1 protein-coding gene is annotated in these 550 nt (G+C 65.3%); it reads right to left on the reverse strand.

Annotated elements, in window-relative coordinates; genetic code table 11:
• Positions 1-550 (reverse strand): hypothetical protein (locus tag RND78_RS27905; RefSeq protein ID WP_312733471.1); only part of this gene is annotated, 550 nt, incomplete at both ends.

The raw sequence follows: 550 nt of genomic DNA on the forward strand, positions 1-550 counted from the left end.
GTTGCTGCCGTTCAGGGTCAGGGTGCCGTTACTGGTGACGCTGCCACCGGAGTTCTGCAGCAGCGGCAGGCCTAGGCCGAAGGTGCCGGTGCCCACGTGCAGCAGGGTACCGTTGGTGTTGGTCAGGCCACCGATAGAGAGTTGCAGATTCGAGTTGGCGCTTTCCAAGCGGCCATTGGTGTTGTCCAGCCAGCCACCCAGGGTCAGTTGGGTGGTGCCGCTGGTACCCAGGGCGCGCAGCTGGCCGTTGGTGTTGTCCAGGCTGGCGGCCGCCAGGCTCAGGGTGCTGCTGCTTTCGATGATGCCCAGGCGGTTGTTCAGCGCGCCACTCAGGCCGAAGTCGATCTGGCTGCCGAAGACCTGGCCATCGTTGTCGCCGCTGTTGTCGAAGCTGCCACCACGGACCTGGACCAGGCCCTTGCCGTAGAGGCTACCGTTGCGGTTGTCGACGCTGCCGGTCTTGAGCAGGGCATTGCCACCCAGGGCCGAGACCTTGCCGTTGTAGTTGTCCAGGGTGGCGGCGGTGAGGTCCAGGCGCTGGGCCTGGATA

The organism is Pseudomonas oryzihabitans (genome assembly GCF_032027545.1).
GTDB lineage: Bacteria > Pseudomonadota > Gammaproteobacteria > Pseudomonadales > Pseudomonadaceae > Chryseomonas > Chryseomonas oryzihabitans_F.